Below are 18,683 nucleotides of genomic sequence, written 5' to 3' on the forward strand. Positions count from 1 at the left end.
GCAATGACCAATAATTAAACCTTTACCAAGATTTACCATATGACTATCGCGAGTTCTAACGGTTCTAATCGCTCTCAATCGCCCCTAATTCCCGACTTAGCAGATGCTATTAGTCTCAGACCAGATCGCAATACCCACGACGGTCACGAACCAGACTTGCATCAGCCAAAAGACGAAGATATGGAACAAATGACCGCAGCAGTGCGGCAAATAATCTTGGGTGTGGGAGAAGACCCTGAACGTGAAGGTCTTTTGAAAACTCCCAAGCGGGTAGCAGAGGCGATGCGGTTTCTCACCAGTGGCTATAACCAATCTCTGGAAACACTGGTAAATGGAGCCATTTTTGATGAAGGCCATAGCGAAATGGTGTTAGTCCGGGATATTAGCTTCTTTAGCCTGTGCGAACATCATATGTTACCTTTTATGGGTAGAGCGCACGTTGCTTATATCCCCAACCAAAAAGTTGTTGGACTCAGTAAACTAGCAAGAATTGTGGAAATGTATTCCCGCCGTCTGCAAGTACAAGAAAGGCTAACCCGCCAAATTGCCGAAGCAATCCAGACTATCCTCAATCCCCACGGAGTTGCTGTAGTCATGGAAGCTTCTCATATGTGCATGGTGATGCGTGGCGTGCAAAAACCTGGTTCTTGGACTGTTACCAGCGCGATGCTAGGTGTATTCCAAGAAGAACAAAAGACCCGCGAAGAATTCTTGAACTTGATTCGCCACCAACCTGCATTTTTTTAAAAGATGAAGTACCAGGGATGAAGAATGAAAAATTTCAGCCTTCAGGCTTCATCCTTAAGCTGGCAAATAACTTGGCGACTCGATCTAAATCCTTATTTCCTGGTGCCTTTTCCACGCCGCTAGATAAATCAATACCGTTGGGTTTGATCTTACTCAGGGCATCCAAAATATTATCTGGTGTTAAGCCTCCTGCTAAGAACCAAGGGCAACTGGGGCTAAATTGTTGTAGCATAGTCCAATCTAAAGTTTGACCTGTACCACCCAATTGCTGGGGATGATAGGCATCAAGCAAGAAAGTATCTATATAACTGCTGTATTCTGCCACTTGCTTGAGATGCTCACTGCTGCGAATCCGAAAGGCTTTAATAATTTCTATCTCTGGTAATGCTTGGCGCAACTTCAAGCAAAATTCTGGTGATTCATTACCGTGCAACTGCACGCTAGTCAAACCAGACTCAAGAATTGTTTGCTTGACGATGGTAATACTGGTATTGGCAAACACACCAATTTTATCAATATTTTTTGGTAGCGGTGCGACTGCTGCTTGAATTTGAGCTATGGTAACATAACGCGGCGAAGTTGGCACACAAATAAATCCTAATGCTGTAGCACCAAGAGAAGCGATCGCAACAGACTGCTGGGGTTGGGTAATACCGCAAATTTTAACTCGCATAGTTATTGAGTAATCTCGGATAAATACCTATATAAAGGTAGATATTTTGGCAATATTTTCTAGTTTTTTCCTAATAAATTTTATAATCTTGATGGTTTACATGATTTTCCTATTTAGGAGATACAACCTTGAATTTATCAATTTTACTAGCTGCTGCCTCTGTTCCGGCTACACCCGCGTGGAATCCTACAGTTGGAGCTATTATCAGCATCAGTAGCGTAGTTGCTCTGTTGCTGGCTACCAGAATTGAATATCCTAATGTCGGCCCCAAATTACCTGGTCTACCTGTAAGTATTCCTACATTCATCGGTGCAATGGCCTTCGGTCACATTCTTGGTGTGGGGATTGTTTTAGGCTTGACTAATATTGGTCGCTTGTAATTTTTAGGAATAGAAGCTGGCAAATCCTGAAAATCCAATCAGGTTGTTTCTCACCTAAATATATGCGTCGCTACCGTTTTCAGATTAACTAAACTATCAATCTATTCTGACTAACGGATTCTCTAGGCAGAAAGCTAGGTGCTTAGAAGTGCTTAGTTTTCTGCCTGATTGTTAATATTTAATATGATTTTCAAATATTAAATTTTCTGACAGAATCACAAATTATAAAAACTATTTTGTAGCAAACCCAGCGACATGGTTTGAGAATAAACGTAAACATAAAACCTTGAAAGGCTTCTTTCGCTGGTTCATAACAGTAATACAAAATCATTAGTAGTGGTAAAAATAGCGCATAAATGCCAAAAGCTGGAATTAAGGAAATATTTTTGGCAATCTGACGCACTTGAATTTCACCGCGAGATAGATTTTGACTGTCTATTTTATCTAGGCTTTCCATGTATAAAACTGGTAAAAGCATACTGTCTATCTCAAAAATATAGTATTCCTAAATCCAGTATTAAGCTCACTCTAACAGAATCTGCTTTGTGCAGGAGTTCAACTATTTACAAAAAGGATAAATTGGTTAATTAAGCGTTTAATTGAGTTGTATAAAGTAACAAAAACCTAAATCCTTATTAAGTAGTAACTGCATCTAGAACAACATATCTAGAACAATATTGAGAAATTTATTGTAATAAGTATTTCAGCAGTTTTAATAAATTTTATGGTTTTTGCTTTCAGTCAAATTTACAACTTGAGTAATTGCGATCGCTGACTGCGTACTTATTTATTGATTCTTGAGGAAGAATAAATTTGTTTTCTCAAAGTGATTAAATATGATTAATTGTCTATTCTAGAAATGAGAGCATTACCCTCAAGGTCTGGTAGAGCCATTATCCCAGCCTGAGTTTTTCGCGAGCGATCGCTTGTCCATAGGCAAATATTCAGTATAAAAACACACTTGTATCATTTATATCACTTGGAAATGTAAATATCTACTTTTAGGACAAGTCATGCAAACAAATTGGAAAATCGGGTCTTTATTTGGCATTCCATTATTTTTAGATCCTTTGTGGTTCGTGATTTTAGGGTTAGCCACCCTCAACTTTGGGGTAGCTTATCAAGCATGGGGAAGCGCTTTAGCTTGGAGTGCAGGAATGGTTATGGCACTGCTACTATTTGGTTCAGTGTTATTACACGAACTCGGTCATAGTTTAGCAGCGCGATCGCAAGGAATTAGAGTTAATTCCATTACCTTATTTTTATTCGGTGGAATTGCCGCAATAGAAGAAGAATCGAAAACTCCGCTGAAAGCATTTCAAGTAGCGATCGCGGGGCCTTTGGTAAGTATTGGGTTATTTTTTATTCTGCGTTTACTATCTTACTTCTTACCAGAAACTAGCCCCATTAGCGTCATGGTGAGCGATTTAGCCAGCATTAACTTAGTTGTCGCCTTATTTAACTTAATTCCCGGCTTACCCCTAGATGGCGGACAAGTCCTCAAAGCTGCATTATGGAAAATTACAGGCGATCGCTTTCAAGCCGTACACTTAGCAGCCAGAGCCGGACAAATTTTAGGTTATGGAGCGATCGCTTTAGGTTTTGCCATAGACTTTTTTACCAGAGAACTAGCCTTAGGTTTGTGGATTGTCTTGATAGGTTGGTTTGGAATTCGCAACGCTAACACCTACGACAGCGTCACAACATTACAAGAAACTCTGTTAAAAGTCCCAGCTAGCGATGCAATGACTCGTGACTTTCGCGTAGTTGATGCCGAGCAAACATTGCGTTCCTTCGCTGATTCATATTTATTAGATAGTAATGCACCACCAATTTATTTTGCAGCTGCTGAGGGACGTTATCGCGGTATGGTTGCCATTGATGATTTACGCTTAGTAGAAAGAAGCGCCTGGGAAACACAAACCCTTCAAAATATTGTCCATCCTTTATCAGAAATACCCACAATTGCCGAATCTACTGTTTTAGCAGAAGTAATTAATAAAATGGAGAATGAACAGTTACCAAGGATTACCGTACTTTCTCCTGCTGGTGCAGTAGCTGGCGTCATCGATCGCGGAGATATTGTCAGGACAATAGCGCAAAAACTGAATTTGCGAATTGGTGATGCAGAAATTAAACGCATCAAAGAAGATGGTAACTATCCATCAGGTTTGCAATTAGGCGCAATTGCCAAATCAACTACAAATTAATTATGAATAGGGCATGTCATTGCCATGCCCCTACCAATTGGTCACATTTTTTTTGAGAATAATGATTAGTTAAAATTTCCAACCTGATGGTTTTACCGCAACAAAAACCGACAATTAATCAACTCTGCTTTGATTATTAACTTGCTATTGTTTGAGAAACTTTTGATAAGCCTGATTAAGTGCTTGCATTGATGCTTTAGCATTCTCAGAAGTATTGATATCAGGATGATACAATCTAGCTAATCGACGGTAAGCAAGCTTTACTTCTTGAGGATGAGCATTTTTATCGACACCCAAAACTTCCCACCAAGAGCTAGAAAGTAAATTATGGATTATTAATTCTTCAAAGCTTTGAGTTTGTTGCCAAATTTTGGCTGTACCGTGATTACCCCCACTAATCAAGGTTTTACCATCTGGGCTAAAAGCTACGGGACTAAATCCATAACAAGTTTGGATAATTTCCCCTGTTGGAATATCCCAAATGTAAATTACACCATCACGGCCGCTACTAGCTAAAGTTTTCCCATCACTGCTGAGACTAATAGATAAAATAGCCGTTTTGTGTCCATTTAGAGTGCGGATTAATTCGCCATTGTTGAGATGCCAAAGTTTAATGGTGGTGTCTGTACTGCCACTAATCAAAGTTTGACTATCAGCACAAATAGCAATTGTATTAACTGCTCCTAAATGTGCAGATAATATAAAGCACTGTTTCCCAGTTTTGATACCCCAAATTCTGATAGTTTTATCTGCGCTACCACTAGCAATGTATTTACCATCGGGACTAAAAACAACAGATATAACTGCATCTAAATGTCCATTTAACGTAGATTTGATTGTTCCCGTATCACTTCCCCAAATTCTGATAGTTTTATCGCTACTACCACTAGCAATGTATTTACAATCTGGACTAAAAGCTACTGAATTAACAAAACCATTATGACTGTAGGGAGAGTTTAAATAAGAATATGTCCGCCAGAATTTTTGAGTATTGATCTGCCAACTGCTAATTTTGCGATCGCCACTACCACTAATAATTTTCTGTCCATCGGGACTAATAGCTACAGATAAAACGGCTTCTGCTTGCCCAGAGAAGGTATACAGCCATTTTCCGGTGCTTAAATCCCAGAGATGAACTTGTTTGTCATTACTGCCAGTAGCCAGGATTTTACCATCAGGACTGAGAGCGATCGCATTTATTGCCGCTAAGTGTCCCTTGATTGTGCGTACACATCTCCAAACTTCATTTGCTGAAATTGTCACAGGAATTATATTTGTTTCAGTTTTGGGAGTAGAAGGTTCACAATTAACCAAATTAGGGTTTTGCGTTAAAGTTTTTCTCTTTAATTCTTTTAACTCATCTTCAATTGCCAAAGCCGCAAATTTTTGACTAAGATCCTCACCAGATACAAATGCTTCCAACTCCATCACAGATGTAGCATAATCATCCATCTGCAAAACTTTCGCTTCTATTCGCTGAAAAACCTGAGTTGAAGTTTCCCTAACCTCTGATTCATCTAAAAGCTTAGTAATTCCAAAAGTAGCAAGCCCTACAACCACACCAATCCCTACCATAGGTACTGTACCAATACCCAACACCAGCCCTAGTTTTGGTGCAACTAATCCCATCCCACCCACGACGCTAGAAACGCCAGCACCACTAACTGCGCCAATTCCTATTGCACCAAAAGCAGCCACATCTCCTTGGGCTATTGCTGTAACAGCGCCATAAATTGCTGCACCACCCACAGCACCCATTCCCACTACTGGAACTGTACCAACTCCAACTGCGCCAAATCCTCCGGCTAACCCCATTCCGCCAACTGTTACGGAAACACCAGCGCCTGTGATGCTACCTCCAGCAATAAATGCTGCACCTGTTTTAAAGTTTTCTGTCACGAAGTTTATATATGTTACTAGCTAAAAATTTTTCGGATTAACAAAAATTAGCAGCTACACTTAATCTTCAGTAATAAATAATAGTTTTTCGATATTTTCTAGAGCAATCAGGTTTCTTACAAGAATATCTACTGTTGCTTTCTGCTGCTGAAGCTGAGTTTGAAGAATAAATACAATTTTACTCTGAGCTTTTTTATTCACTACAGCTTGAAGAGCTAAATCATCATCATTGTTTATCAAAGCTGTCTGAACTTTTTCATTCCAGTATGTAGCTTCTTGCTGCGCTTTTTTAAAATCTTTTTTAATTTTTTCTTGATGTTCTACAGCCTGTGTTAAAGTTTCTTCTATCTCGTGAAGGGACTCTGCTAAAAGCACTATATTGTCTTTTCTCGCTTGAGTTTTATTTTGCGGTTCATTTGGTGTTAATAATACTTCTTTAAGTAGCTGTAAATCATCAATATCTTCATAATCAATGTTTAAAAATGTCGGTAATACTTCATTCTGTGATGCTGAAACCTTTTTCTCCCAATTATTCAAACTACTTTTAATTGCATCAACTTGTAGTTGTTGCCCCTCTACCAGGGTTTTTAGCTTACTAGCTATTGCTTGGTATCGTTCTTTTTGGAATTTTGTTTGACCAATTAAATCCTGATTGCTTCCTTTTAAAGCAAGTTGATATTCTTGTTCCCATTTATCAGCTTTAGCTTGAGCTTTCGCGTAGTCTAGTTGAGCAATTTTTTGGGCAGCAGTGGAATGACTTGTTCCTTGGCGTAACTGTTGTAGGGCATCTTGTGATGATTGATTTTGCTCGTAAAGTCCCATAAATTTATTTGACTAGCCTTATTATCCAGAAAGTAGACTAATTAATAATGTTGCGTCTTCGGAAAAATTACTTAAGCCTTGACTTTTGCTTTTAATTCTATGACACAAAAGCCTCACTACAATATTTAATAAATTCGTAGCTAATTAAATCAGGCAAAACTCTGCGTTACTTTGCGTTCCTCTGCGTTTAAAAACATGAAGATTTTACGCAAAGCTGTACTTAGCTAACTTAATTTGGCGTGACTTCCCCATGTTCAAGCTTATCTGTCAACACAAGCAAAGCTAAAGCCTGAACCCTAGCAACTACTTCTTCCCTAGTCTGCCCATAAGCCAGCACGCTAGGAAAATTCATCACTTCCCCCAAAAAGCGTCCATCTTCATTTTGACTCAATTTCTATCGTCAAGTTCATAGCCTATGAAGGTATTGTAGTAAAAGCGATGCCTGGATAAAACAACGAATTTATATGACTTCGGTTTCTCCTCATAAAAAAGCCAAAGCCTTAAAACCCACTAGCCGCCGCCCTGCTAAAGAACTGTGCAGCGAGTGCGGATTGTGCGATACATACTACATCCACTACGTTAAAGAAGCTTGCGCTTTCATTAATCAACAAATCGGCGACTTAGAAACACAAGCCCACAGCCGCCCCCGCAATCTCGATAACCCCGATGAACTCTACTTTGGTGTTCATCAAGACATGATGGCGGCGCGGAAACAGCAGCCCATCGAAGGCGCACAGTGGACGGGTATTGTCAGTTCCCTCGCCATTGAAATGTTGAATCGTGGCATAGTTGAAGGTGTTGTTTGCGTGCAAAACACCAAAGAAGACCGCTTTCAACCCATGCCCATCATTGCCCGTACCCCAGAAGAAATACTGGCAGCTAGAGTAAATAAACCAACACTATCGCCCAATCTCTCAGTTTTAGAGCAAATCGAAAAATCTGGGATGAAGCGGCTATTAGTAATTGGCGTTGGTTGTCAAATCCAGGCATTAAGAGCCGTAGAAAAACAACTAGGCTTAGAAAAGCTATATGTTTTAGGTACACCTTGCGTAGATAATGTTACCCGCGTCGGACTGCAAAAATTCTTAGAAACCACCAGCAGATCGCCTGAAACAGTAGTGCATTATGAATTCATGCAAGACTTCCGCGTTCACTTCAAACATGAGGACGGCTCTACAGAAACTGTGCCATTCTTTGGTTTAAAGACCAACAAACTCAAAGATGTCTTTGCCCCCTCATGCATGAGTTGCTTTGATTACGTGAATTCCCTAGCAGATTTAGTTGTCGGCTACATGGGTGCACCCTTCGGCTGGCAATGGATTGTGGTGAGAAATGATACAGGCAAAGAAATGTTGGACTTGGTGAAAGACCAGTTAGATACTCAACCTGTAATGTCTCAAGGTAATCGCAAAGAAGCTGTACAGCAAAGCATTCCGGCTTACGATAAAGCTGTTACCTTACCAATGTGGGCAGCAAAATTGATGGGTGTGGTAATTGAGAGAATCGGCCCTAAAGGTTTAGAATATGCGCGATTTTCCATTGATTCTCACTTTACAAGGAATTATTTGTATGTGAAGCGGAATCACCCGGAAAAGTTGGAGGCTCATGTGCCGGAATATGCCAAGCGAATCGTTGAGCAGTATAAGTTACCGGAATAAAAGGCAGAGGGTAGGAGGCAGAAGGAAAACGGCTGTTGACACTTTTGCTAGTACAGTCAAGAGCAAGGTAAAAGACTACACCGAAATAGAAAAGTTGGTAGCTCTAGTTTCAGTGGATATTTCAAACCTACATAAATAAAACCTTCTGCCCTCTGCCTCCTGCCTTCTTCAAGCCATCCCCACAGCTTCAATTGCCGCCTCTAGCGCGATCGCAATATGCGTCCAATGCGTCCCCCCTTGGCAATAAACTACATACGGCTCTCGTAACGGCCCGTCTGCGGAAAATTCCAAGGTGCTACCCTCAATAAACGTGCCCCCAGCCATGACTACTTGGCTCTCATACCCCGGCATTTCATCGGGGATGGGGTCTAGGTAGGAACCGATGGGTGAATTCTGTTGTACGGCTTTACAGAAGGCAATTAGCTTTTCGGCGGAACCGAGTTTGATGGCTTGAATCACATCGCCACGGGGAGCTAAAGGTGCTGGATTGACGGGATAACCAAGTTTGTCAAAGACGTACCCTGTCAGGTGAGTGCCTTTCATCGCCTCTCCTACCATCTGCGGTGCGAGAAATAAGCCTTGGAATAACAGCCGATTTTGGTCAAAGGTAGCACCACCATAACTGCCAATCCCAGGTGCAGTGAGGCGACAGGCTGCGGCTTCTACTAAGTCAGCGCGACCTGCAACATAACCACCAGCAGTGACAATCGTTCCACCAGGATTTTTAATCAAGGAACCCGCCATGAGATCGGCACCAACATGTGTGGGTTCTTGGGTTTCAATAAATTCGCCGTAGCAATTGTCTACAAAGCAGACAGTATTGGGATTTTGCTGTTTGACTAATTTCACAATTTTTTCAATATCGGCAATTGATAAACTCGGTCGCCAAGAATACCCACAAGAACGTTGAATTAATACTAAACCTGTGTTATCTGCCACGCTAGTACTTAAAGCCTGCCAATCTATAGTTCCTTCGGTAGTTAAGTCTAATTGGCGGTAATTTATGCCAAACTCAATAAGGGAGCCTTGTCCTTGACCCCTTAAACCAATGACTTCTTCGAGCGTATCGTAGGGAGAACCGACCACTGCTAACATTTCATCTCCAGGACGCAGCACACCAAATAACGCACAAGCGATCGCGTGAGTCCCCGACACAAACTGCACCCGTACTGCCGCAGCCTCGGCACCCATTACTTCGGCAAATACTTTATCTAAAGTTTCTCTTCCTAAATCATCGTGTCCGTAGCCGCTTACACCTGCAAAGTGGTGTGCTCCTACCCGTTGGTGACGAAAGGCATTTAACACTCGTTGAAGATTTTGCTTGACCTGAGCGTCAATTCCAGAAAAAATCTCTAACAGTGCCTGTTCTGCTTGCTGCAGCTGTTCCAAGCTGTTCATTGGTTCCTCGTTAAAAAAACATTAAATAAATATGCGGATTTTTGGGATCGCGCAGATTAGGCTTAACCGTTCCTATTCAGGTTTCTCATGACAATTGCTACCTCAACCAAACTTCAAATTAACTGGGTTAATACCCTATTCTTTGCTGCGTTGCACATCGGAGCGCTGTTTGCCTTGCTACCTAGCAACTTTAGCTGGACAGCAGTTGGTGTCGGTTTATTGCTCTACTGGATAACTGGTGGTTTAGGTATTACTTTGGGTTTTCACCGCCTGGTTACCCATCGCAGTTTTCAAACTCCCAAATGGTTGGAATATCTACTGATGCTTTTTGGAACTCTCGCCTGTCAAGGCGGGCCAATTGAGTGGATAGGCACACACCGTATCCATCATCTACACTCGGATACGGAACAAGACCCCCATGATTCTAATAAGGGTTTTTGGTGGAGCCATATGGGCTGGCTGATTTATCACGCACCCGCTCACGCTGAAGTTCCTCGCTTCACTAAAGACATTGCCGAAGACCCAGTTTATCAGTTTTTGCAAAAATATTTTATTCTCATCCAAATAGCTCTGGGTGTCTTGCTATTAGCGATTGGTGGCTGGCCAATGGTTGTTTGGGGGATTTTTGTGCGGATTGTCTGGGTTTATCACTGTACTTGGTTGGTAAATAGTGCTACTCATAAATTTGGTTACCGCACTCATGAATCAGGCGATAACTCCACAAATTGCTGGTGGGTAGCTTTACTAGTATTTGGTGAAGGCTGGCACAATAATCACCACGCCTACCAATACTCAGCTCGTCACGGCTTGGAATGGTGGGAAATTGACATGACTTGGATGACTATTCAATTGCTACAACTGCTAGGTCTCGCTACAAATGTAAAGCTGGCAGATAAAAAGTCCTAAGTTCAGTCAATGCTGCTCAGTCCAACCTTGACATGAGACGGTTGGCTGTAGACAGTAAATTTAGTGACAAAGTTTTCTTAGCAACAAAGATATCCATTCATTAATTCCGCATAAAGGATGGGTTAGGTTGCTATAATCCAAAACGCTAATGTTAAGAAACTTTGCGGCAAACCACTTTGTGGTGTGTTGGTGATAGATTGTGTTGTTTTTCAGGTTTTCATGACTACATCAATAATCAAAAATCAAAATCAAACTTATGACCTTGGTAATTCCGACCTAAGGCTAAAACATATTATTAAAACCTTGCCAAAGGAGTGCTTTAAAAAAAATCGCCTTAAAGCTTGGACAAATGTAGCGATCGCTGTTTTAATGGTTGCTTTGGGCTACGTCAGTATCGCTATTTCTCCTTGGTTTCTCTTGCCCTTTGCCTGGATTTTTACCGGCACTGCTTTAACAGGTTTTTTTGTTATTGCTCATGATTGCGGTCATCGTTCATTTGCTAACCGTCGTTGGGTAAATGATTTAGTCGGGCATATATTACTCCTACCTTTGATTTATCCCTTTCACAGTTGGCGGATTAAGCACAATCATCACCATAAACATACAAATAAGTTGGATGAAGACAATGCTTGGCATCCAATTAGAACAGAAGTATTTGAAAGTTGGGGCCCATTCCGCAGAGCAGTTTTTGAAGGCTTTATGCGTAACCGTCTCTGGTGGGTAGGTTCTATAGGACATTGGGCAGTTGTCCATTTTGATTGGCGGAATTTCCAAAAGAAAGACCAATCCAGCATTAAGTTTTCTGTGGCTGTAGTAGTTATATTTGCCGCAGTTGCCTTTCCTTTACTCATCGCCACAACTGGTATTTGGGGATTTGTCAAATTTTGGCTTTTACCCTGGATGGTTTACCATTTTTGGATGAGTACTTTCACAATTGTTCACCATACAACCTTTGATGTTCCTTTTGTCGCAGCTAATAAGTGGAATGAGGCCATAGCACAACTATCTGGTACTATTCATTGTGATTATCCACGTTGGATAGAATTTCTCTGCCACGATATTAATGTTCATGTACCGCATCATCTGTCTACGGCAATTCCTTCTTATAATCTGCGACTAGCTTACAAAAGCATTAAAGAAAATTGGGGGTCTTACCTACATGATGAAAGTAAGTTCTCTTGGGCTTTAATGAAGGAAATTACAGATAAATGTCAGCTGTACGTCACTGATGTTGGCTACACTACGTTTGACGAATATTATACAGGGCGATAAATCAAGGATGAAGTATAACTGGGAAAGTTGTATATTTTTCCTGTCAGTTATGTCTTTATCTGTGTTTTAATTAAACCTTGTTTAGTAGTTTTAATTCTGGCAGTTCCTATTGATGAACATTGTTCAAGAACTTGCCAGAAATCTCCTCGTGCGGGTTAGTGAGAACAGAAATGTCTCCCAAGGTGTCCATTGCAGAGGTAACATTTCCTTGCTAATAACAAGGCTAGAATCTATATTTCATTAAATCCAGTGCCATCAAATAGTATCCCTGCAAATAACCTTAAGCTAATCACTCTCTCTAGCTCACAATCATCTGAAGACTCCCCAAAATTACCTTTTACCCTTCAGGAATTAAAAGCTGCAATCCCACCTGAATGTTTTCAGCCTGATTTAGGAAAATCTCTCTATTACTTTTTTCGAGACATCCTGATTATTGGTCTACTCTATGCAGTTGCTAATTATCTCGATTCTTGGTTTTTCTGGCCGGTTTTTTGGCTAATGCAAGGAACAATGTTTTGGGCTTTGTTTGTAGTTGGACATGACTGCGGACATCAATCTTTTTCTAAAAAGAAATGGCTCAACGATTTGATTGGTCATCTTGCGCACACACCAATACTCGTTCCTTATCATGGTTGGCGAATTAGCCACAGAACCCACCATCTCAATACCGGTAATATCGATAATGATGAAAGCTGGTATCCTGTGAGCGAATCACAATATAAAGAAATGCCGTGGGTACAAAAGATAGGCCGATATTACGTGTTTTTCTTAGCTTATCCGGTCTATCTGTTTAAACGTTCTCCAAATAAAGAGGGTTCTCATTTTTTACCCGGTAGCCCACTTTTCAAGCCATCAGAAAAATGGGATGTGATTACTAGCACTGTCCTTTGGACTTGCATGGTAGTTTTGCTTGGGTTTCTCACATACCAATGGGGTTGGATGTGGTTATTAAAAAATTACGCCGTACCCTACATTGTGTTTATCATTTGGCTAGATGTGGTGACATTTTTACATCATACTGAGTCGGATATTCCCTGGTATCGAGGAGAAGATTGGACTTTCTTAAAAGGTGCTATTTCTAGCATTGACCGTAATTACGGTTTCATCAATCACATCCATCACGATATTGGTACTCATGTAGCTCACCATATTTTTCTCAATATCCCTCACTACAATTTGCTCAAGGCAACTGAAGCAATTAAACCTGTGATGGGAGAATTTTTCCGTGAGTCTCAAGAACCAATTTGGCAGTCATTATGGCGTTCATGTTTTAGCTGTCATTTTGTACCTGATTCTGGAGGAAAAGTTTACTACACATCTAATAGTAAACGTTTTCAAGATTCATCAATAGACAGCATGTTATGAACTGAAATCTAAGCGTAAATCGGGAGATTTAAAGTTGATTTTTACTATATATCTCCCTACGCTTTTTTATGTTTCGACATGAAATTTATGCGAGCAAATTCTATGACAACAACACCAGAAACGAGAGTTACTTTTACTAAAAACCTTGGTTTTAGAAAAGAACTCAATAAACGAGTAGATGCTTATTTTAAAGCGAATAACATTGCTACGCGAGATAATCCAGCAATGTACTTTAAAACATTCACTATTGCAATTTGGGTGATTTCTGCTTGGACTTTTACTCTCTTCGGCCCACCACAAATTTGGCTAAAAATAATTGGCTGTATGGTTTTAGGTTTGGGTATTGCTGCTGTAGGATTTAGTATCGGACATGATGCTAATCATGGTGGCTATTCGAGTAAAAAATGGGTCAATACTCTGATAGGTTCGATATATGACGTAATTGGATTATCTAGTTATTTATGGCGATATCGACATAATTTTTTACATCATACTTACACCAATATTTTAGGTCATGATGTAGAAATACATGGTGATGGCTTAGTGCGGATGACTCCTTATATGGAGCATAAGTGGTATCACAGATTTCAACACATATTTATTCTATCTATCTATACAATTATCCCTATTTATTGGTCTTTTGCTGATATACATATCATTCTGTTTAAGCGTAGATATCATTCCCATGTGGTTCCTACACCTAAACCACTAGATATGCTGATTCTGTTTGGCGGTAAAATTATTTGGCTAGCACTGTTTTTAGGAATTCCCATTGCTGTAGGATACAGCCCAATACAAGTATTAGTTGGATTTCTCATTACTTACATGACCTATGGGTTTTGGATTTGTATTGTTTTTATGCTGGCTCATGTGATGGATACAGCAGAGTTTATCCAGCCAGATGGGCAACCAGAAGAAATTGATGATGAATGGGCAATTTTTCAAATCAGAACCACTGTGGATTTTGCGCCTAAAAATTACTTCTTAAATTGGTATTTAGGAGGGCTTAATTATCAAGTAATTCATCATTTATTTCCCCAAGTTTGCCATATCCACTATCCAAAAATTGCTCCTATTTTGACAGAGTTATGTGAAGAGTATGGCGTTAATTATAAAGTCTATCCCACATTTTGGGGAGCGCTAGCTTCTAATTTTCGCTGGCTGAAATATTTAGGCACCACACCAAATTTAGAATACAAAGTTTTACCTTTAGTTAAGAGTTAGGACAATTTTATCTTTCTTTTTGCTGAGATTTGCTAGGGGCATAGTATGACTATGTCCCTAATTCTTTAGGAGCTAAATATTACAGCATTTTTTACGTAGTTGAACCACACTCTCTGGGCACAGGAATGCTGTGCCCATACGGTAAAATAGATAGCTGTAATTAATGCCAATCTTGTTGGCGATATAGCAATCCTACACTTAAATCCCTATGAAGATTCTCAAGCCGTGGTAAGTAAGCTTGCGATCGCTCTCGATCAAATTACTGGTGTTATTACTCACTTATCATCGGTTTAAAATCGCCCATTCCCTTGGACAATATGCTTCACAGTTGTCAGAGTTTCTAGACTAATAAATCCCCGACGATGGCCTTTTTGATTAGACATTCCTAAAAATACGGAGTCTCCTCGCGAGGGGTTGCGGGAAAAGCGTGGGGAAGCATTGATATAAGTAGAGGCGCTATTTACTCCTAAGGCAAACTGGCGACTTTCTTGGTAAGATTCAGTGACAATGCAGTCAGCATGACCGCTACTGTATTGGTTAATCCAAGCGATCGCTGCTTCTAAGCTATCTACTAATTTAAAAGCTACTGTCTTGGTTAAATAGGCACTTCCCCATTCTGTTTCTTTAGCTAGCTGCAATTGAGGAAAGGCTTCGACTAATTCAGCATCGCCTTTGATTTCAAAGCCTTTATCTTTGAGACTATTCCACAAAACGGCTAAGGATGAAGGTAAAGCTTGGCGGTGAATTAAAACTTTTTCAATGGCGTTGACTGGATCGGGATCGCTTTCATGGCTATCGATAATCATCCAGCGCACCATTTCTAAGCTGCTATTGAGCGACCAATAAAGATAACAGTTGCCCATTGCTGATTTTAACACTGGGCAAGTTGCTTGTCGCATTACCTGCTGTACTAAGGTAGAACGTCCGTAGGGAATGACTAAATTCAAATATTGGTCTTGAACGACCAAATCCCGCACAGAAGCACCATGTTCTGTGGTAATTAGTTCTAAACAGCCAGGAGGTAGACCAACTTCGGCAATAGCAGTTTGTAAGACACTAGCGATCGCTTCGTTAGAATGACTGGCTTCAGTACTGCCTTTGAGGATAATACTATTACCAGTTTTAATACATAAACCTGCGGCGATCGCTCCTAAATCGGGGAATGCTTCATAAATAAAAGCGATAACGCCTAAAGGCATTAACTGGGAGTAACTTTGAGAATCATCTTGTTGATACTCAGCGTTTCTTACTCGCCGCAGTGGATCTGGTAATTCCCCCAACCGTTGCAGGATATCCACAGTCGTTTCTAACCTAGTGGGAGTTAATTTTAGCCAATCTAAAACTAACTCCGGTACTGCCATTTCTCGACTGGCTTCTAAATCTAAAGTGTTAGCCTCGAGAATATCATCAAAAGCGCGTTCTATCGCCCGCGCCATCGCTAATACAGCACGACTGCGGTCTACTCCTTTTGCGATCCCCAGCTTCAGGGAAGCTTGGTAAGCGCGTTGCGCGCTATTTATGGGTTCAGGGAGATCATCCAAAGCTTCAACGGTCATTGGTTAACGTCTGTAGGTAAGCCAGACCATTAGTGCTGGCAAAATAGCCAGAAGTACCGCCACCATTGCCCAAGCAATAATGGTGGAACCATTTGCTAATCGCAGTGCTAATGGTAGCCATATAATCACTAGCACGAAAATAATGCCCAGCGCTATTGGTAGATAGCTTTCTCCCAATCGCGGATGGACAACATGCCAACTGTTTCCTAACCAGCGCCAAGCACGCTTGTAGGGGTAAGTGGTGGAAAGTTGTTCTAGAACATAAGGATCGTTTTCCACCACGAATATTTGTTGACAGCGATCGCAACCAAAAGCATCTGTCAGGGTAATCGGAATTAACCGCCCACGGCGACGGCAGGGGCAGGGATATTCCGCATTAAAGTCAATTTTTTCAGGTTTTTGAGATTGCACAAGCGTTCTAATAACTTGAGCTTATTTTTTACAATATGTGAAAAAAAATTTCCTACTCTATGCCTTAGGTACTGGTTTTTTCATATTCCAGATTTATACAGATAGGGAGGCACAGCCAATACTGTTAAGATTCCCAAGGATAGATGAGGCTAAATCCGGCTGTGGTAAATACTATTATTAAGTTTGGATTTTAGGACAGAGACTATTTGCCTGTTGTTCTTCCCGATATTGGGCAATTTTGTTTAAGGATTTTTTTGTCTTCATCTGTAGCTTAAACGGTAAATTTAGTCGTGTTCTTAGACATTTCTGGTTTTGGAAGATGGCATAGTTTTCAGTTTACGTGGCGACATCTCATAAAACAACCGTTCTCTGAGATTCAGCCATTAAGTAATCATTACCAGTAAATCAACTACTTAGCTGTTTACAATGCGCTAGTTTGCCTTGTTCATGGCTGATTCTTCATCAATACCTTGTGTATTAATTATTGCTTATTTTTGAGTATTTCTACCCTATTATTTTCCAGAAATCGCAGATGTTTTTGGAGAACGGGAGTCTGAAAACATGAATGAGTTTATCTGACTCTTGCCCTTGGTAGATTTGGGCTGCACTTCACTGCCACAAGGCATTTTGCACCTAACAAACATTAATATTAATCTAGCCACTTCGATCCAGTGTAGTGTAATGTAAAAAAATTAATTTACTACACTTATGAAGATTAGCTTAAGGCAGTCTTACAGTATGGACTGTAAAATTTGTTTGCTGTTTTTCAAAGCGGGTAACGCGATTCGAACGCGCGACATTCACCTTGGCAAGGTGACGCTCTACCACTGAGCTATACCCGCAATCTCCAGACATTTATTAATGTCTCATATATATTCTTGCTTGTCAACCCTCTAATTGAAGTTTTTAGTTGAGGGCAGGGAGCAGGGAGCAGAGGGCAGGGAGCAGGGAAGATAAATTATTGACCAATGACCAATGACCAATAATTATTGACCATTGACCATTGATTTCACCCCAAATCTTCAGATTCAGGGGAAAAATTGCCTATAGTGGTGCCTGGAAAAGAAGCTGGTAGAGATTGGCTGTTGAGAGCGTATGGTTCTGCCATATTAGAGCGCAATTGCCGCATCAGGCTAGCCATTTCTAGGGCATTCATCGCATAGTCCCAGCCATGATTGCTTTTAATCCCGGCTCTTTCTAAGGCTTGCTGCATGGTGTCTACTGTCAATATGCCAAAAATTACTGGTACCCCAGTTTGGAAACTGGCGGCGGCGATGCCTTTGGCGACTTCGGAAGAGACATAATCAAAATGAGGTGTTTGTCCGCGAATGACAGCACCCAAGCAAATGATCGCATCATAGCGACGAGAAAGTGCAAGTTGGCGGGCGACTAGGGGGACTTCAAAGCTTCCCGGAACCCAAACATAGTCAACTTGATTACCGTGGGGGTTGGGATCTACACCGTGGCGTTTCAAGCAATCTTGACATCCCTCTAACAGTTTTACGGTAACAAGATCGTTAAATCGACCAATGACTAAAGCAAACCGCAAAGGTTCTGTTTGGGTAAAAGTTCCCTCAAAAACTGCCATGACCGCCTCTTTACAAACTATACTTCAAGGCTAATATACATTTCTTCTGAAAATATAGAAGAGCAGAAGAACACAATCAGCAAAAAATAACAAGATGAAAAAATTAATCCACCTCATTACTTTTTAGCTTAGCTCTTCTGCTGTTGTAGTATCTCTGTTATTTATCCGTGTAAGTAAGCGATCGCCTACACCACAAAAAAGTTTAATAACCCGACTAAAAGTACCAAAGCGATCCAAACGCCAGAACCTAACCAGAGTAGTCTTTTAGACTCTACCCAGTTTTGGGGTGTAGCATAGGCAACGGGAACGCCAATTACCAATACAAAAGATAGCAGAACCAGTGCTAACAAAGCGATTTGAAATATTATGGTCATTTTTGTTTCTCCCAATCCAGCGAAATACTAAAGTTGACACTCTCACCGCTATCAGCAAAGCTTTAGCAGGAGATTCTTGCTTCATCGGGTTTGTCTAGCATTAGGTCATCTCTGTCCTAAAACCCCGTCCAGATTCCCCTCCACAAGCATCTGTTTAAAGTTCACTGACTGTCCGTCAGCAAACAAGAAAATATTTATCC

Annotated in this window: 18 protein-coding genes and 1 tRNA gene; 8 read left to right on the forward strand and 11 right to left on the reverse strand. The window is 40.7% G+C overall.

Annotated features, from left to right (window positions below):
• Nucleotides 1-39 precede the first annotated feature (39 nt).
• The gene (gene folE / locus H6G41_RS19105; RefSeq protein WP_190747764.1) at nt 40-747 is read left to right on the forward strand and encodes a GTP cyclohydrolase I FolE; all 708 of its coding nucleotides are present in this window, start codon (nt 40-42) and stop codon (nt 745-747) included.
• A 34-nt stretch (nt 748-781) separates the two neighbouring features.
• Here folE and H6G41_RS19110 read toward each other — a convergent pair whose 3' ends face one another.
• Entirely contained in the window at nt 782-1,420 is a 639-nt protein-coding gene (locus H6G41_RS19110; RefSeq protein ID WP_190747765.1) for a phosphoribosylanthranilate isomerase, read from the reverse strand.
• Between the two features lie 128 nt (nt 1,421-1,548).
• On the opposite strand from H6G41_RS19110, the gene psaK reads away from it, so the two are divergent.
• Nucleotides 1,549-1,800 carry a photosystem I reaction center subunit PsaK gene (psaK, locus tag H6G41_RS19115; RefSeq protein ID WP_190747766.1) on the forward strand — a complete coding sequence of 84 codons (252 nt, stop codon included), beginning with the start codon at nt 1,549-1,551 and terminating at the stop codon, nt 1,798-1,800.
• A 190-nt stretch (nt 1,801-1,990) separates the two neighbouring features.
• Here psaK and H6G41_RS19120 read toward each other — a convergent pair whose 3' ends face one another.
• On the reverse strand, nt 1,991-2,278 hold the full coding sequence (locus H6G41_RS19120; protein WP_190747767.1) for a hypothetical protein: 288 nt from the start codon (nt 2,276-2,278) through the stop codon (nt 1,991-1,993).
• Nucleotides 2,279-2,813: 535 nt separating this feature from the next.
• On the opposite strand from H6G41_RS19120, the gene H6G41_RS19125 reads away from it, so the two are divergent.
• Complete coding sequence (locus tag H6G41_RS19125; protein ID WP_190747768.1) at nt 2,814-4,010, forward strand: site-2 protease family protein; 1,197 nt, start codon at nt 2,814-2,816, stop codon at nt 4,008-4,010.
• A gap of 144 nt (nt 4,011-4,154) precedes the next feature.
• On the opposite strand, the gene H6G41_RS19130 is transcribed toward H6G41_RS19125, so the two are convergent.
• From H6G41_RS19130 to H6G41_RS19140, 3 genes are all read right to left on the reverse strand, one after another.
• Nucleotides 4,155-5,909: a DnaJ domain-containing protein gene (locus tag H6G41_RS19130; RefSeq protein WP_308796223.1), complete on the reverse strand. Its 1,755-nt coding sequence runs from the start codon at nt 5,907-5,909 to the stop codon at nt 4,155-4,157.
• 60 nt (nt 5,910-5,969) lie between these two features.
• A complete protein-coding gene (locus tag H6G41_RS19135) occupies nt 5,970-6,731 on the reverse strand; it encodes a PspA/IM30 family protein (protein WP_190747769.1) in 762 nt (253 codons plus the stop codon).
• 229 nt (nt 6,732-6,960) lie between these two features.
• The gene (locus tag H6G41_RS19140) at nt 6,961-7,122 is read right to left on the reverse strand and encodes a type II toxin-antitoxin system HicB family antitoxin (RefSeq protein WP_242037976.1); all 162 of its coding nucleotides are present in this window, start codon (nt 7,120-7,122) and stop codon (nt 6,961-6,963) included.
• 73 nt (nt 7,123-7,195) lie between these two features.
• Between H6G41_RS19140 and H6G41_RS19145 the strand changes: the two genes are divergently transcribed.
• Complete coding sequence (locus H6G41_RS19145; protein WP_190747770.1) at nt 7,196-8,389, forward strand: Coenzyme F420 hydrogenase/dehydrogenase, beta subunit C-terminal domain; 1,194 nt, start codon at nt 7,196-7,198, stop codon at nt 8,387-8,389.
• A gap of 168 nt (nt 8,390-8,557) precedes the next feature.
• Here H6G41_RS19145 and H6G41_RS19150 read toward each other — a convergent pair whose 3' ends face one another.
• Complete coding sequence (locus H6G41_RS19150; RefSeq protein WP_190747771.1) at nt 8,558-9,787, reverse strand: methionine gamma-lyase family protein; 1,230 nt, start codon at nt 9,785-9,787, stop codon at nt 8,558-8,560.
• Between the two features lie 87 nt (nt 9,788-9,874).
• Between H6G41_RS19150 and H6G41_RS19155 the strand changes: the two genes are divergently transcribed.
• From H6G41_RS19155 to H6G41_RS19170, 4 genes are all read left to right on the forward strand, one after another.
• Nucleotides 9,875-10,693, forward strand: a complete 819-nt coding sequence (locus tag H6G41_RS19155) for an acyl-CoA desaturase (RefSeq protein WP_190747772.1) — start codon at nt 9,875-9,877, stop codon at nt 10,691-10,693.
• A gap of 219 nt (nt 10,694-10,912) precedes the next feature.
• Nucleotides 10,913-11,965 carry a fatty acid desaturase gene (locus H6G41_RS19160; RefSeq protein ID WP_190747773.1) on the forward strand — a complete coding sequence of 351 codons (1,053 nt, stop codon included), beginning with the start codon at nt 10,913-10,915 and terminating at the stop codon, nt 11,963-11,965.
• A gap of 249 nt (nt 11,966-12,214) precedes the next feature.
• Nucleotides 12,215-13,330, forward strand: a complete 1,116-nt coding sequence (locus H6G41_RS19165; protein ID WP_374939437.1) for a fatty acid desaturase — start codon at nt 12,215-12,217, stop codon at nt 13,328-13,330.
• Between the two features lie 102 nt (nt 13,331-13,432).
• Nucleotides 13,433-14,554, forward strand: coding sequence for an acyl-CoA desaturase (locus H6G41_RS19170; RefSeq protein ID WP_190747774.1), 1,122 nt, complete (start codon nt 13,433-13,435; stop codon nt 14,552-14,554).
• Between the two features lie 290 nt (nt 14,555-14,844).
• Here H6G41_RS19170 and H6G41_RS19175 read toward each other — a convergent pair whose 3' ends face one another.
• The 5 genes from H6G41_RS19175 to psbZ all read right to left on the reverse strand — a co-directional run bounded on the left by H6G41_RS19175 (nt 14,845) and on the right by psbZ (nt 18,483).
• On the reverse strand, nt 14,845-16,110 hold the full coding sequence (locus H6G41_RS19175; RefSeq protein ID WP_190747775.1) for a glutamate-5-semialdehyde dehydrogenase: 1,266 nt from the start codon (nt 16,108-16,110) through the stop codon (nt 14,845-14,847).
• A gap of 3 nt (nt 16,111-16,113) precedes the next feature.
• On the reverse strand, nt 16,114-16,521 hold the full coding sequence (locus H6G41_RS19180) for a hypothetical protein (RefSeq protein ID WP_190747776.1): 408 nt from the start codon (nt 16,519-16,521) through the stop codon (nt 16,114-16,116).
• A gap of 770 nt (nt 16,522-17,291) precedes the next feature.
• Nucleotides 17,292-17,363 (reverse strand) — tRNA-Gly (locus H6G41_RS19185).
• Nucleotides 17,364-17,530: 167 nt separating this feature from the next.
• On the reverse strand, nt 17,531-18,109 hold the full coding sequence (gene ribH / locus H6G41_RS19190) for a 6,7-dimethyl-8-ribityllumazine synthase (RefSeq protein WP_190747777.1): 579 nt from the start codon (nt 18,107-18,109) through the stop codon (nt 17,531-17,533).
• 185 nt (nt 18,110-18,294) lie between these two features.
• Nucleotides 18,295-18,483: a photosystem II reaction center protein PsbZ gene (gene psbZ, locus H6G41_RS19195; RefSeq protein ID WP_096643653.1), complete on the reverse strand. Its 189-nt coding sequence runs from the start codon at nt 18,481-18,483 to the stop codon at nt 18,295-18,297.
• Nucleotides 18,484-18,683 lie beyond the last annotated feature (200 nt).

This window comes from Tolypothrix sp. FACHB-123, from assembly GCF_014697075.1.
Lineage (GTDB): Bacteria > Cyanobacteriota > Cyanobacteriia > Cyanobacteriales > Nostocaceae > Aulosira.

Coding starts and splice junctions, on each gene's coding strand:
- folE (WP_190747764.1), top strand. CDS start 40: ATGACTATCGCGAGTTCTAACGGTTCTAATCGCTCTCAATCGCCCCTA.
- H6G41_RS19110 (WP_190747765.1), bottom strand. CDS start 1,420: ATGCGAGTTAAAATTTGCGGTATTACCCAACCCCAGCAGTCTGTTGCG.
- H6G41_RS19120 (WP_190747767.1), bottom strand. CDS start 2,278: ATGCTTTTACCAGTTTTATACATGGAAAGCCTAGATAAAATAGACAGT.
- H6G41_RS19125 (WP_190747768.1), top strand. CDS start 2,814: ATGCAAACAAATTGGAAAATCGGGTCTTTATTTGGCATTCCATTATTT.
- H6G41_RS19135 (WP_190747769.1), bottom strand. CDS start 6,731: ATGGGACTTTACGAGCAAAATCAATCATCACAAGATGCCCTACAACAG.
- H6G41_RS19145 (WP_190747770.1), top strand. CDS start 7,196: ATGACTTCGGTTTCTCCTCATAAAAAAGCCAAAGCCTTAAAACCCACT.
- H6G41_RS19150 (WP_190747771.1), bottom strand. CDS start 9,787: ATGAACAGCTTGGAACAGCTGCAGCAAGCAGAACAGGCACTGTTAGAG.
- H6G41_RS19155 (WP_190747772.1), top strand. CDS start 9,875: ATGACAATTGCTACCTCAACCAAACTTCAAATTAACTGGGTTAATACC.
- H6G41_RS19160 (WP_190747773.1), top strand. CDS start 10,913: ATGACTACATCAATAATCAAAAATCAAAATCAAACTTATGACCTTGGT.
- H6G41_RS19170 (WP_190747774.1), top strand. CDS start 13,433: ATGACAACAACACCAGAAACGAGAGTTACTTTTACTAAAAACCTTGGT.
- H6G41_RS19175 (WP_190747775.1), bottom strand. CDS start 16,110: ATGACCGTTGAAGCTTTGGATGATCTCCCTGAACCCATAAATAGCGCG.
- ribH (WP_190747777.1), bottom strand. CDS start 18,109: ATGGCAGTTTTTGAGGGAACTTTTACCCAAACAGAACCTTTGCGGTTT.
- psbZ (WP_096643653.1), bottom strand. CDS start 18,483: ATGACCATAATATTTCAAATCGCTTTGTTAGCACTGGTTCTGCTATCT.